The organism is Pseudomonas sp. GW821-FHT02B10, assembly GCF_059421865.1.
Genome location: NZ_JBWKVU010000004.1, coordinates 292,920 through 306,004 on the forward strand (window position 1 = coordinate 292,920; position 13,085 = coordinate 306,004).

Consider the following 13,085-nt stretch of genomic DNA (forward strand, 5'->3'; position numbering starts at 1 on the left):
TCGTCTGTTTTATGCCGACTGCGTCGTCAATCGCAGCCTGCGGCAGCGGCTACATCGATTGATGTTCGTGCACCCCTTTACCGAGAACCGACATGAGCGATACCCCACATTTCCCGCTGTCCGCCGTGGTCGGCGCCGATGACCTGAAACTGGCGCTGTGCCTGACGGCCATCGACCCGAAAATCGGCGGGGTGTTGATCGAAGGCCCGCGGGGCATGGCCAAGTCGACCTTGGCCCGCGGCCTGGCGGACCTGCTGGCTAGCGGGCAGTTCGTCACCTTGCCCCTGGGCGCGACCGAGGAACGCCTGGTCGGTACCCTGGACCTGGACGCGGCGCTGGGCGAAGGCCGGGCGCAGTTTTCCCCGGGGGTGTTGGCCAAGGCCGATGGCGGGGTGCTCTACGTCGACGAGGTGAACCTGCTGCCGGACCATCTGGTGGACCTGCTGCTGGACGTGGCCGCCAGTGGCACCAACCTGATCGAGCGCGACGGTATTTCCCACCGGCACTCGGCCAGGTTCGTGCTGATCGGCACCATGAACCCGGAGGAGGGCGAGCTGCGCCCGCAACTGCTGGACCGCTTTGGCCTCAACGTCTTCCTGAGCGGGCAGACGCCGCCCACTGAGCGGGGGCAGATCATTCGTCGGCGGCTGGATTTCGACAGCGATCCCCAGGGTTTCTGCCAGCAGTGGGCCGCCGAGCAGGCGGCGCTGCGCCAGCGCTGCCAGCAGGCGCGTCTGTTGCTGGCGGAGATCGCCCTGGACGATCGAGCGCTGGAGCGGATCACCGAACGCTGTTTCGCCGCCGGCGTCGATGGCCTGCGCGCGGACCTGGTCTGGCTGCGTGCCGCCCGCGCTCATGCGGCCTGGCGTGGTGCCCGGGCTATCGAGGAGCAGGACATAGACGCCGTGGCCGAATTCGCCCTGCGCCATCGCCGTCGCGACCACCCGCCGAGCGCGGCGCATCAGCCGCAGCCGTCTTCCGCGCCATCCCCGGCCCAATCCAGCCCCGCCGAAGGCCAGGGCCAATGGGGTGAATTGCCGGCCCAGGCGCTGGCCACCGGCGTCCGGCGTGAAGTGCCGAGCTGGCCAAAAAAGCCCTAGGCATTCACCCCCGGTCCGACGCGGGGGCGAATGCCAAGTCCCGCGCCGGGCGGTTGGACAAGGGCAGGCAAGGCCGTGCGCGCGCGGCCGTCCACGGCTCGATCAACTGGCCGGGCACCTTGCTCAACGGCCGGCCCCGCCAGCGTGACGATCTGTTGTGGCACCTGCGCAGCCGTTCGCCCCATGAGCTGTGGCTGGTGATCGTCGATGCGTCGGCCTCGACCCGCCGCCATCAGGCACTGAGCGATGCCAAGGGCCTGCTGGCCCAGCTGTTCGATGATGCCTACCGGCAGCGCGCGCGCCTGGCCTTGCTGACCGCCAGCGGCCGCGCGCCGAACTGGCAGGTGCAGGGCCTGAAGGCCTCGAAGGATCTGCGCGACTGGCTCGACGGGCTGGGCGCGGGCGGCGGCACGCCGTTACTGGCGGCCTTGGCCGAGGCGGGACGGTGGCTGGTCTCGCGGCACAAGCGTTACCCGGCCGAGCAGCAACGGGTACTGCTGCTCACCGATGGCCGGCTCAAGACCTTGCCGCCCTTGGAGCGCCTGGGTTGTCCGACTCTGTTGATCGATATTGAACGCGGGCCGATCCGCCTCGGCCGCGCTCGCGAGCTGGCGCAGCAGCTGGATGCACAGTACCGGCATATCGATGGGGTGTGATGGGGTGAGGGCAGTCCGGCCGTGAGCCGGCTGACGACTGCCCCCGGATCAGCGTTTCAGCCGCCGAAAGGAGCGGAACGGATGGCTTCGCCTTTCCTGGCGCAGGAAGGCGGGTTGGTCATGCCCAGGGTGAGCAGGTTGCCGCCGTTGATGATGCAGTTGAACTCCTTGTTGTCGTTGGTTTTCAAGGCCACGTAGGTGTTGGTGCCTTCGGTGCGACGGCTGACGATGCTGACGTCCGAGGGCGCATAACCCAGGGCGCCGCTGGTCTGGGATTTGATCTGTTCATCGCTCAGGGTATTGGTCTTGCCGGCGATGGAATTGCAACCGGCGAGTCCGAGGGTGAGGGCGCAAGCCAAGGCAAGGGGGACGACTCTCATGTGTTGCTCCTTTATTAGGGTGAGGTCCGCCGGAAATCCTAGCAGCGGCGTATTTTTTTGCTGGGTGCCCTGGATGTTTTTTGCGATCCGCTGCGCGAATCGAGCATTACCAGCCGACGGACGGATGCGTTTGCTCGGGTGCCCCGTCCTTTCCCTTGAGCGCGGGCAAGAGCGTCCCCTTGCTGGCGCTCTTGTATCGGCTATTACCTGGCCATTTCCTGTCGGTACTGGCGCGTGCGCCTGGCGCTGTTCAACTGGTCGAGCAGCAGCGCCAGCCAGGGGCGTACTTGAGGTTTGGGCGTGCGCCCGCGACTCAGGCGATGCATCTGCAGGCGGACGATGGCCATGGTCGCCAGGGAGGCCAGGGGCTTGCGTTTCCAGCGTAGCGGCGGCAGTTGCGGATGGCTGTGCTGGCCGCTGCGCCAGAGCCGGGGCAGGGCTGGCTCGAGGGCCAGGGCGGTGGCGATGCCGGCCATCGCGATACCGCTGTCCAGCACTTGCTGCACCACCGGCAGGCGGCGGATGCCGCCGGTGACCATCACCGGCATCCGCGCCACGGGCGCCAGTTCGCTGGCCATTTCGATGAAGTAGGCTTCGCGCGCCAGGGTCCGGCCGTCGCGCACCTCGCCCTGCATGGCCGGGGACTCGTAGCTGCCGCCGGACAGCTCCAGCAGGTCCACCGGCAGGCCGTTGAGCATCTCGATGACCTGGTGCGCGTCCCCGGCATCGAAGCCGCCGCGCTGGAAGTCGGCGGAGTTGAGCTTGACCGAGACACAGAACGTGGCCGAAACCCTCTCCCGTACCGCCTTGATCACCTCTACCAGCAGACGCGCGCGGTTCTCCAGCGAGCCGCCCCATTGATCGGTGCGGCGATTGGTCAGGGGCGAGAGGAACTGGCTGATCAGGTAGCCGTGGGCGGCATGGATCTGCACCCCGGAAAAACCGGCCTGTTCGGCCAGCCAGGCACTGTTGGCGAAGCGCTGGATGATCTCGGCGATGTCCTCTTCGCTCATGGGCCTGGGTTCGGCGAACATTTTCGAGAACTGCCCCATGTCCAGGGCCACCGCCGATGGCGCCAGGGCCTGCTGGCCGAGGTTGGCCATGGTCTGGCGCCCGGGGTGATTGAGCTGCATCCAGAACTGCGCGCCCTTGGCACGACCGGCACGGGCCCACTGGCGGAACTGCTCCAGGTGCTGCTGGTCTTCCAGGGCCACGCCGCCGGGGCCGGTCATCGCGCGGCGGTCGATCATCACGTTGCCGGTCAGGATCAGCCCGGCCTCACCCTCGGCCCAGGTCTGGTAGAGCCGGATCAAAGCCGCGGAGGGTGCCTGCCGGCGGTCGGCGAGGTTCTCCTCCATCGCCGCCTTGGCGATGCGATTGCCGATCGTCTGGCCGTTGGGCAAATTCAAGGCTTGAAAGGGTGACATGCTTGACTCCTCATCAGTGGAGGCCTGAGGCTAAGCTTAAAGTTAACTTTAATGTCAAGCAGGTTATCGAGGTCGAAATGAACATTGGCCAATTGGCACAACTCAGCGGGCTGGCGGCATCGCGCATCCGTTTTTATGAAGCCCAGGGCCTGCTGCCCCAGGTCCAGCGCCAGGCCAACGGCTATCGCCGTTACCCTCCGCAGATCCTGCAGACCCTGGAGATCATCCAGTGCGCCCAGCAGGCCGGGTTCAGCCTGAACGAACTCAAGCAACTGCTGCCGGGCTGCGAGTCGAGTGACCTTGACCATCAGGCCCTGCTGCAAAGCCTGGAGCGCAAGGTCGGGCAGATCGAGGATATGCAGCGGCACTTGGCCCAGAGCAAGGCGCAACTGCTGGAGATCATCGACAACATCCGCGACCGCCCGGAAGGCATGGATTGTGCCGAGAACGCCGAACGGGTCATGGCGTCGATCAAGGGTGGGAAGTCCTGAGCGCTGATCGGGTCATGTCCGGCAATTGCGTCTGTTTTTACTCCACGCTCAGGGTCAAAGGCCGCGGTTGCGGGATGGGGTTGCGCATCAGTGTACCGACCGTTACCGCCGCCAGCAGCGCCAACAGGCCCGCCACCCAAAGCACCACGCCGAAACCGTCGATAAAGGCCTGGCGGGCCAGCGGTTCGACTAGTTCTTTCGCGGAGTCGGGCAGCAATGCCAGGGCCGTGGGCATGTCGCCGGCCACCACCCGGGAGGCGATGGGCTGGGCCTGGTCGAGCCATTGCGCGGCGCTTGTGCCCAGGCTGGCGTGCAGGCGTTGCTGGGTATGGCTGCCGAGCAGGGCGCCGAATACGCCGATGGCCAGCATGATGGCGCTGAAGCGCATGGTGGTGCTCAGGCCCGAGGCCATGCCGGCGCGGTCGCGGGGCACGCAGGCCATGATGTTTTTCTGCGTGTCGCCGTTGAGCAGGCCGGCGCCAGCACCCGTCACCGCGATGGCCAGGGCAAAGCTCAGGTAGCCGCCAGCCTGCACGGCCCAGGCGGCGAGCAGGTTGCCGCAACCGACCAGGGTCAGGCCGGCGGCCATCAGGGTCGCCGGGGCATAACGCGTCGCCAGGCGCACGCCGATGCGCGGGCAGATCAGCATGGTCAGGGCGAACGGCAGCATGCCCAGCCCCGAGGCGATCGCCGAGAAGCCCAGGCCGTTCTGCAGGTAGAAGGGCAGCAGGGTCATCATCACCTGGGCGCAGCCGGCGTAGGCGAACATCCCCAGCAGGGCACCGATGAAGCGCGGATGGCGGAACAGCTGCAGGTCGACCATGGGCCGGCGCTGCACCCGCTCGATCAGCACGAACAGCCCGAGCAACGCCACGCCGCCCAATAGTCGGGCGTAGGTCAGCGGGTGGCTCCAGCCGATGCGATTGGCTTCGATCAGGCCCCAGATCAGGCACAGCAGGCTGGCGCTGAAGACCAGGCTGCCCCAGGGATCGAGGCGGGCGGCCTGGGTGTCGCGGGACTCGGGTATCGCGCGCAACACCATCAGCACCAGCAGCCCGCCCACCGGCAGGTTGAGGTAGAAGATCCAGCGCCAGCCGATGAACTCGGTGATCAGGCCGCCGACGGTGGGCGCGGCGGTCATCGCCACGCCCATGCAGGCCCCCCAGAACGCCCAGGCCTTGGCCCGTTCGACCTCGTCATGGAAGGTGTGGCCGATGGTGGCCAGGGCCGAGGTCAGCAGCAGCGCCGCGCCGACCCCCTTGATCGCCCGGGCGATGTCGAGCAACAGCACGTTGGGCGCGGCGCCACAGCCGAGGGAGGCGAGGATGAACAGCCCGAGGCCGCAGAGCAGGGTGCGCTTGCGCCCGAAGCGGTCGGCCAGGCTGCCGGCCGGCAGCAGCAGCGTGGCGAAGGCCAGCATGTAGGCGCTGACCACCCATTCGATATCGGCGAAGTTGGCCCCCAGATCGCGAGCGATGCTCGGCAGGGTCACCGCGACTATGTTGGTGTCGAGCACGATCAGCGAGCACACCCCGGAAGCAGTGAGCAGGGTCAGGCGCGGGCTGGCCGGCCTCATGGCTGCACCCGTTGACCCAGCGCGGCGAGGGCGGCCTGGGCGATTTCATCGTCATGGGCCGGGGTGTCGGCGCTGATGCCGATGGCGCCGATCACCTGGCCGTCGACGCGGATCGGCTGCGCGCCTTTCATCATCAGCAGGCCCGAGGTGATGGCCGCCTGGCGCCCGCCGTTGATGGCGTTTTCCAGGTCGCCGGAAGGGCGCTTGAACAATGCCGAGGTCCGCGCCTTGCCCTGGGCCAGTTCGATACCGGCCACCACCGGCGCACCGTCCATGCGCGCGCTGAGGATCGGCCAGCCGCCGTCGTCGACGATCGCCACGGCGCAGGGCCAGCCCTTGGCCGAGGCGGTGTCCTGGGCGGCCTTGAGCAGTTGTTGGGCGGTGGCGAAATTGAGGATTGCCTTCTGGGCAACGTCGGCGTCTTTCTCGGCGGCGAAAGTCGTGGGCACACTGCAGCAAGTGATCATGGCCAGAAACAGTGGTTTGACGTGCATGGCGTGGGCTCTCTACTGTGAAGGTCTGGCCAGCTTATCCCGGGCTTTCGCCCGTTCTGTTAGGCGAGCTGGAGCACTTCATTACCTTTGAGCTAACGCACTTATGGAAATCCGTCATTTCCGCTATTTCCTGGCGGTGGCTCGGCAACGCAATTTCACCCGCGCCGCCGAGCAACTGGGCATCGCGCCGCCGACCCTGAGCCGGCAGATCCAGGACATGGAACAGGCCCTGGGCACCCGCTTGTTTGTGCGCCAGCAGCGCGAGGTCAGCCTGACCGAGGCCGGCGCGGCCCTGGTGCGCGAGGCCGAGGCCACGGTGCGCCAGTTCGAGTTCGCGCAACGTAACGCCCAGCGCGCCGGGCGCGGCGAAATTGGCCATATCGAGCTGGGATACGTGGCCTCGGCGGTGTATTCGGGGCTGCTGCAAAAACAGGTGCAGCGCTTCAGCCAGGACTGCCCAGACGTCAGCCTGAGCGTTCGCGAAAGCCCGATGGCGGCGTTGCCCGGATTGGTGGCCGAGGGGCGGTTCGACATCGGTTACATCCGCTCGCCCATGACCCTGCCCGAAGGGGTGGAGGCGGTCCGCCTGGATGGCGAAGGTTTTGTCCTGGCGCTGCCCGCCGAGTCCTGGCTGGGGCGCTTGCCGGAGATCGCCCCGGCCCATCTGCACAACGAGACCTTCGTGCTTCCGGAACAGATCAGCGGCACCTTGCAGGTCGCCGCCGAGGGCGGTTACGCGCCGAAACTGGGGCCGCAGCCCGGCGGCCTGGTAGCGGTGCTGGCCCTGGTCTCCCTGGGGCAGGGGGTGGCCGTGGTGCCGGAATCGGTGGTCGGGCACGTGGGGCTGCCCAATGTGTTGTACCGGCCGATCCAGGGCAGCACGGCTTCATCCTGGCTGTCGCTGATCCACCGCCGCTTCGAAAAGGCCCCGGCGGTGGCGCGGTATATCGAGCAGGTCAGAAGCCCATTACGGAGGTAGGGGCGATGCGGCCGCTGAGGTAGTTTTGCTCTAAGCCGGCCAGCAGCGCCTGAAATATTTTGTAAAAAATTCTTCGGGGCCTGTAGACACAAGGCTTCGAGCGCAACTGCGCAACTTCTTGCGCAGTTCATGGTTGCTAGAGTGGCGGGCTCAATGGAACGACTGACAAGCGCCTGACAGATCGCGTTGCTCGGAGGGAGTTGGATGGTTCGATTTCAAGGACTGAGATCCTCAATTCGTCTTTATGGCTTGGTCACGGTCACCGGTATTCACGATCAGCCTGCCCTGGATCCGGTGCAGATAAGCTGCGTCGGCGACCTTGATGCACCCACCGTCCGGGTGTTCATTTCCCGGCTGGATGCGGAGATCTACCTGCGCGCTTCCCATCTGCGCAACTATCGTGTGGTGCCACTTCGATCGTTCGATCCTTCCCAGCTTCTCAATCAGGCTAATGGCTGGTTGAAACTCAATATCTGCCTGGGTTTCGCCGCCCAGGACGACTGCCTCCTCAGTATCGATCAACAGGAAGTGATTCCGGTCGGGCTGACGGCCTGGACCCGGCCGGTCCTGGATGATCAGGGTTATTACCTGCAATGGTCGGACACGGAATTACCCGAGTACCTGCTAAGTGCCTATAAAAGTGTTGGCGCACCGGACTACAACCGGCAGCTCAACGAACTGGACGATTGGGCGCCAGCGGCCATGGAGCGGACGGTTGCCGAAGCACTGCAGATGTCACCCCCGTTCAAGGCCCCCGGCTCGACGGCCAGCCAGCTCGCATTATTCGATGTGGAGGATGCCTGTTGGCGCTTTGGTCTCTTCCAGATCGATGGCCTAGGGACAACACGCAATACCTAACGGATAAAGGAGATTGCCATGAGTGGAAAACCTGCGGCACGTGTCACTGATATGACCGCTTGCCCGTTGCCCGGGCACGCCAGTAACCCGATTGTCTCGGGATCGCCCGACGTATTGTTCGATGGGCTCAGCGCGGCGCGGATGACCGACACCACGGCCTGCGGCAGTGCCCTGGTCAGTGGGGTGGTTGCCAATGTGCTGATCAATGGCTTGCCGGTCGCGACCCTGGGCACGACCGGTAATCACGGGAATGTGGTGGTGAGCGGGTCGGGAAGCGTGATCATCGGGCAGCAGGTCAGTGCCGCGGCTGTCGCTCCCGTGATCAAGATTCCCGGGCTTTGCCTGCCGTGCCTGTTGGCGGCGGCGCAGCGCAATGAAGCCTTTGTCCCGCTGCAAAGCCTGGGGAACTGATCATGAGTGTTCCTGGCAATGGACGCCGGACTGATCCGAATGTTCTGCAATTTCGTACCCATATTCGCCACTGTCTGGAGCAGCACCCTGAAACCCGGCTCTATGTGCTGGTGGATGGCGCCCGGTACATGACCCTGGAGAACCGCCTGGACGCGGCCGGGGCGGCGATCCGCGTCGAGTGGTTGCTGGCCGCTACCGAGCTGGACGAAATCAGCCGTGGGGGACCAGCGCTGGTGGAGTTCATGACAAATAGCGACGAGGCCTCGCAACTGCTCGACTGGCTGATCGAGCGCGACCAGAAGTCGCCGCTGGTTTCATGGCTGTGGAGCGAGCGTTCCTTTGAGGCGCTGAGCAACCATCTCAAATCCCATTTGTTCAGCCGTCTGCCGGATGGCCGGATGGCGTTGTTTCGTTATTACAACCCGATCGTCCGCCGCAGCCTGGAGGCTGTCCTGGACAGCGAACAGCGAATGGCCCTGATGTTGCCGCTTGATCGCTGGCAGATCTGGCAGCCATTGGTCCTGGCGTACCAGACGTATTACCGGGTCGGGCAGGAGGCTCGCCATGCTTGAGTTGACGGCAGACCAGCTGAAAGCGCTGGAGCAGGTTCGGCAAAATGAGGTGATCGAGAAGATCATGCTCGAGATACGTCAGCACAATCCTCAATGGCTCGAGCAGAAGGGCCAGTGGCAGACGATCCAGTACCTCAAGGACTACCGGGAAAAAGCCTGGGCGCTGCAAATCGAAGAGCCCGATACGGTTGAAAGCTTCATGCGCTTTGGCCTGCAATTTCCTGGTTTCGAAGAAACACCCGGGTTTATCCGGTGGATGAAAAGGCCGGTAAACGACACCCCGGAACAGCGTTTTCGCGATTACGCAAGCGTCATGGACTTCGTCCAGGGGCAACGGGCCTGGCGGGCCGCACTCAAGACAGGGATGCCTGAATGACCAGTTTTATTTCCGGAGCCGTCGCGCAACTTGCGCCTCCCATGACCGGCGCGTTGCGTATGCCATTACCTCGCGGCGGGCCGAAGCTGCCCTTCGAGGTACCCATGCCCGCGCCGCCTCGATTGCCGATGCCGCCGCCCCGACCATCGCCGATCCCGCCCCCGGAAGTCGTGCCCCGGCCATTGCCGCTACCGAACCCAAGGCCGGTGCCGCAACCTTTGCCGCTGCCCGGGACCAAGCCTGAGGCACTGCCCAAGACGGATGCACCCGCAAGCACCCGGGACCGGACCAAGGAGGCCGAGAAAGACTGCAAGACCCAGAAGAAGGACTGTGTGAAATGCCCTCCCGAAGACGGGCAAATGTATATTCCCGTCAACGGGAAAGGGCACAGCATGAGTGACCTGTCGAGCAGGTACCAACACTGGGTGACCAACTTTCCGTTTCCCTGGGAGTGGCTGTGGAGTGCTACGGATTGGGACGGTTTTGTGAAAAACCGCTGTACCTTGCAAGAGGCCAAGGCCAACTACAAATTCATGCTCATACTCGGTTTCAAGCACCCTAAGTTTGCCAAGAACCTTGAGAAGGACCTGATCGTGAAGGCGTTCAAGCAGGCAGACAAGGCCAAACCCAGCCCGCCGGTGAGGCTCGAGTGGCATTTTCTTCAGCGCGAGGTCTACGAGTATTGTTCCGAGAAGTACGAGGAAGGTGGGCTCACCAACCTGACGGCTTACTGGAACCCGATGCCTGGCACCAAGGATGATGAGGAGTACCAGGAAATGCGTCGCGAGGAGAAAAAGGCGCTGGACGAGTACTACAAGCAGAACCCGGATTTAATTGCCTGAGACCGTATGGAGTACTCATGGACACATTCAAGCGTTTTAATTTCAAGCTGAGCTTTGATAAGCAGAAGATTGCCCAGGTTACCGAGCAGCAACAAATCGACAGGAGCCTGGCCTTTCTCAAGGCGATAGGCGAGATCGACCCCATTCTCAAGAACTGGTTCTTGTGCGCCGAAGGCAAGGATGACGGCCTGACGCACAATGTGCTCCTCGACCCGAACAGCTTGCGGCGTGAAATTGCCTCCTGGAAAGACTCGGACTTCGACGTCAATGACATGAGTTTTGTGTTGTGGAACGGGATACCCGACCCGCTCCAGGGCGGGCTGTCGCTCACCTATCACGCCCGAAGCGGCGGTTCGTTGCCCGCGGGCATCGAGTTTTCCGAAGCCGGGACACTGGTCCGTTGCCTGCCGGATCCTCGACAGGGCATTGTCGAGTTGATGAACGCAGCGGTCGATCTCTGGCCGGAGATCTATTGGGGCGTGGCCGCTCCCAACGAGTACTTTCGCAAGCAGCGGGTGTTCCAGGACCGGCAGACCATCGGCTGGATCGGTTATTGCCCGCACCCTCTGTCGGCGGCCGATTTTCCGGAGGTCGCCGAGCTGCGTCCCACTCAATCGAAGGGCACCATCGTCGTTGCCTGCCCCGGCATCATGGACGAGAAGAACGTCCAGCATGTGCAGGTGGTGGGCGACACCGATATCAAGCTGGTGGAACTCGGGCTGTTGCCCGGACGTTATTGAGTCGCACGGGCAGGCTCGCTTTTGCTGGGGCGAGCTTGCCTGCGATAGCCGCGGCCAAGCACCCCGATAAGATCTTGAAATGATTTCCCCCATGGGAAATTCCCCTTGAGGTTGTAGGATTCAAGTCCGTTTTTCTTCACAGGACTTGCATGAACACCCTCTCGGAGCCTCCCAGTCGTCCTTATTCCTGGACGCCTCAGCCTTTCCCCGCTCGATCCGCCTCACGGTGCCTTCCGTCAGTCATAAGGCGCGGCCGTTACCCCGAACTCGCTGTTTTTCGCTGCTCGCCGCCGGTCGTCGCGACCGTTGGGCGCTGGCCTGCGTTCGCCGCTCAAAGGCCTTGTGGCCTTGCCTTGCCGTGTCCGGCTGTGTGAATTCACTGGAGAGATAGAGTCGTTTTTATGGAATGGATAATGGACCCCACGGCCTGGCTTGGCCTGTTGACCCTGATCGTGCTCGAGCTGGTGCTGGGGATCGACAACCTGGTGTTTATCGCGATCCTCGCGGACAAATTGCCGCCCCACCAGCGTGACCGCGCGCGAATCATCGGCCTGTCCCTGGCGCTGCTCATGCGCCTGGGCCTGCTGGCGAGCATTTCCTGGTTGGTGACCCTGACCGCGCCGCTGTTCGAGGTGTTCGGCAAGAGCTTCTCCGGTCGCGACCTGATCATGCTGTTCGGCGGTGTGTTCCTGCTGTTCAAGGCCACCATGGAGTTGCATGAGCGCCTGGAAGGCCATGTCAGCCAGCGCGCCGGCAATGCCGCTTACGCGCTGTTCTGGCCGATCGTGGCGCAGATCGTGGTGCTCGATGCGGTGTTCTCCCTGGATGCGGTGATCACCGCCGTGGGCATGGTCGACGAACTGGCGGTGATGATGATCGCGGTGATCATTTCCATCGGCCTGATGATTGTCGCCAGCAAGCCGCTGACCCGCTTCGTCAACGCGCACCCGACGGTGATCATGCTGTGCCTGGGCTTCTTGATGATGATCGGTTTTGCCCTGACCGCCGAAGGCCTGGGTTTCCACATCCCGAAAGGCTACCTGTACGCGGCCATCGGTTTCTCGATCCTGATCGAGCTGTTCAACCAGATCGCCCGTGCCCGCCGCAAGAAATCCATGCAGGGCCTGCGGCCGATGCGTGAGCGCACGGCCCACGCGGTGATGCGCCTGCTGGGCGGTCGCCAGTTGGCGGTGGAGGAGGTGGGCGAAGAGATCGCCGACCTGCTGGACAATGGCCAAGCGCCGAGCGCGGAGCTGTTCGACCGCCGCGAGCGGGTGATGATCAGCGGCGTGCTGCAACTGGCCGAGCGACCGATCCGCACCTTGATGACGGTGCGTGCCGACGTCGACTACATCGACCTGGCCGACGATGCCGAAGCCATCCGCAACAGGCTGATGCATTCGTCCTACTCGCGCCTGCCGCTGATTCGCGACGGCGCGGTGGAAGAGCCGCTGGGCTTCGTGCACAAGAAGGAACTGCTCAAGGAATACCTGGCCGGCAACGAGCCGAACCTGGAACACCTGGCGCGCACGGCGATCAACCTGCTGGACAGCTTCTCGATCCTCAACGCCCTGGAGCAGATGCGCAAGGCCTCGACCCACATCGCGTTCGTGATCAACGAATTCGGCGATTTCGTCGGCGTGCTGAGCATGACCGACATCCTTGAATCCATTGCCGGCGAGCTGCCCGACGCCAGCGAAATCGAAGGCCCGGACATTGTCGAGGAGCAGGGCGGTTTCATGGTCAGCGGCGCCTTGAACCTGGCGCAGATCCGCCAGCGCACCGGCTTCAGCGCCGAGCCGACCGAGGACTACCAGACCCTGGCCGGGCTGGTGATGAGCCTGCTGGACCGCTTGCCGGTGATTGGCGACCGACTGCAATGGCAGGACTGGACGCTGCAGGTGGTGACGGTGGAAGAGCGGCGAGTGACCCGGGTGCTGCTGCACCGGCAGGATGCCGCCTGAGCCATGAGCTGACAGAAAGCCGGACGCGAGTCCGGCTTTTTTTTGCCCGGAACATGGCTCGGACCCGGGGCCAGGCTCCGGCTGATTAAGTTTTACTTAAAAGCTTTCAACCCCGTGGCTGATTATCATTGCCGGGTGGCTGCCGCAGACTGGTTTCGTATCTCCATGCACCCTCGTTCTTGCAGCGCGGGTCTTGAAACGAGCGGTCTATGTCAGTCA

15 protein-coding genes are annotated in these 13,085 nt (G+C 63.9%); 11 read left to right on the top strand and 4 right to left on the bottom strand.

Going from position 1 to position 13,085, the window contains the following annotated elements; all coding sequences use genetic code 11:
* Positions 1–92 precede the first annotated feature (92 nt).
* Both AC07VU_RS11815 and AC07VU_RS11820 read left to right on the top strand, forming a co-directional pair.
* Entirely contained in the window at positions 93–1,100 is a 1,008-nt protein-coding gene (locus AC07VU_RS11815; protein ID WP_495029890.1) for a magnesium chelatase ATPase subunit I, read from the top strand.
* Positions 1,101–1,153: 53 nt separating this feature from the next.
* A complete protein-coding gene (locus AC07VU_RS11820) occupies positions 1,154–1,756 on the top strand; it encodes a vWA domain-containing protein (RefSeq protein WP_205350720.1) in 603 nt (200 codons plus the stop codon).
* A gap of 56 nt (positions 1,757–1,812) precedes the next feature.
* On the opposite strand, the gene AC07VU_RS11825 is transcribed toward AC07VU_RS11820, so the two are convergent.
* The gene (locus AC07VU_RS11825) at positions 1,813–2,136 is read right to left on the bottom strand and encodes a hypothetical protein (protein WP_009044456.1); all 324 of its coding nucleotides are present in this window, start codon (positions 2,134–2,136) and stop codon (positions 1,813–1,815) included.
* 203 nt (positions 2,137–2,339) lie between these two features.
* Positions 2,340–3,563: an NADH:flavin oxidoreductase/NADH oxidase family protein gene (locus AC07VU_RS11830; protein WP_495029891.1), complete on the bottom strand. Its 1,224-nt coding sequence runs from the start codon at positions 3,561–3,563 to the stop codon at positions 2,340–2,342.
* 77 nt (positions 3,564–3,640) lie between these two features.
* On the opposite strand from AC07VU_RS11830, the gene AC07VU_RS11835 reads away from it, so the two are divergent.
* Positions 3,641–4,054, top strand: a complete 414-nt coding sequence (locus AC07VU_RS11835; RefSeq protein ID WP_495029892.1) for a MerR family transcriptional regulator — start codon at positions 3,641–3,643, stop codon at positions 4,052–4,054.
* 37 nt (positions 4,055–4,091) lie between these two features.
* On the opposite strand, the gene AC07VU_RS11840 is transcribed toward AC07VU_RS11835, so the two are convergent.
* Both AC07VU_RS11840 and AC07VU_RS11845 read right to left on the bottom strand, forming a co-directional pair.
* Positions 4,092–5,630 (bottom strand): MFS transporter, encoded by a 1,539-nt coding sequence (locus tag AC07VU_RS11840; RefSeq protein ID WP_495029893.1) that lies wholly within the window; start codon positions 5,628–5,630, stop codon positions 4,092–4,094.
* Positions 5,627–6,124 carry a GlcG/HbpS family heme-binding protein gene (locus AC07VU_RS11845; RefSeq protein ID WP_085534293.1) on the bottom strand — a complete coding sequence of 166 codons (498 nt, stop codon included), beginning with the start codon at positions 6,122–6,124 and terminating at the stop codon, positions 5,627–5,629. Before AC07VU_RS11845 ends, AC07VU_RS11840 begins: the two co-directional genes overlap by 4 nt.
* A 103-nt stretch (positions 6,125–6,227) precedes the next feature.
* Between AC07VU_RS11845 and AC07VU_RS11850 the strand changes: the two genes are divergently transcribed.
* From AC07VU_RS11850 to AC07VU_RS11885, 8 genes are all read left to right on the top strand, one after another.
* Positions 6,228–7,103 (top strand): LysR family transcriptional regulator, encoded by an 876-nt coding sequence (locus AC07VU_RS11850; RefSeq protein WP_495029894.1) that lies wholly within the window; start codon positions 6,228–6,230, stop codon positions 7,101–7,103.
* A 204-nt stretch (positions 7,104–7,307) separates the two neighbouring features.
* Complete coding sequence (locus AC07VU_RS11855) at positions 7,308–7,961, top strand: hypothetical protein (protein WP_139217391.1); 654 nt, start codon at positions 7,308–7,310, stop codon at positions 7,959–7,961.
* A gap of 18 nt (positions 7,962–7,979) precedes the next feature.
* On the top strand, positions 7,980–8,372 hold the full coding sequence (locus tag AC07VU_RS11860; protein ID WP_009044450.1) for a PAAR domain-containing protein: 393 nt from the start codon (positions 7,980–7,982) through the stop codon (positions 8,370–8,372).
* A gap of 2 nt (positions 8,373–8,374) precedes the next feature.
* Positions 8,375–8,944 (top strand): DUF4123 domain-containing protein, encoded by a 570-nt coding sequence (locus tag AC07VU_RS11865; protein WP_009044449.1) that lies wholly within the window; start codon positions 8,375–8,377, stop codon positions 8,942–8,944.
* Positions 8,937–9,320, top strand: coding sequence for a hypothetical protein (locus tag AC07VU_RS11870; protein WP_009044448.1), 384 nt, complete (start codon positions 8,937–8,939; stop codon positions 9,318–9,320). The genes AC07VU_RS11865 and AC07VU_RS11870 overlap by 8 nt, the downstream gene beginning before the upstream one ends.
* Complete coding sequence (locus tag AC07VU_RS11875) at positions 9,317–10,162, top strand: Tox-REase-5 domain-containing protein (RefSeq protein ID WP_274303817.1); 846 nt, start codon at positions 9,317–9,319, stop codon at positions 10,160–10,162. Before AC07VU_RS11870 ends, AC07VU_RS11875 begins: the two co-directional genes overlap by 4 nt.
* A 17-nt stretch (positions 10,163–10,179) precedes the next feature.
* Positions 10,180–10,902, top strand: coding sequence for an Imm52 family immunity protein (locus AC07VU_RS11880; protein ID WP_274303815.1), 723 nt, complete (start codon positions 10,180–10,182; stop codon positions 10,900–10,902).
* A gap of 401 nt (positions 10,903–11,303) precedes the next feature.
* Positions 11,304–12,866 carry a TerC family protein gene (locus AC07VU_RS11885; RefSeq protein WP_277589139.1) on the top strand — a complete coding sequence of 521 codons (1,563 nt, stop codon included), beginning with the start codon at positions 11,304–11,306 and terminating at the stop codon, positions 12,864–12,866.
* Positions 12,867–13,085 lie beyond the last annotated feature (219 nt).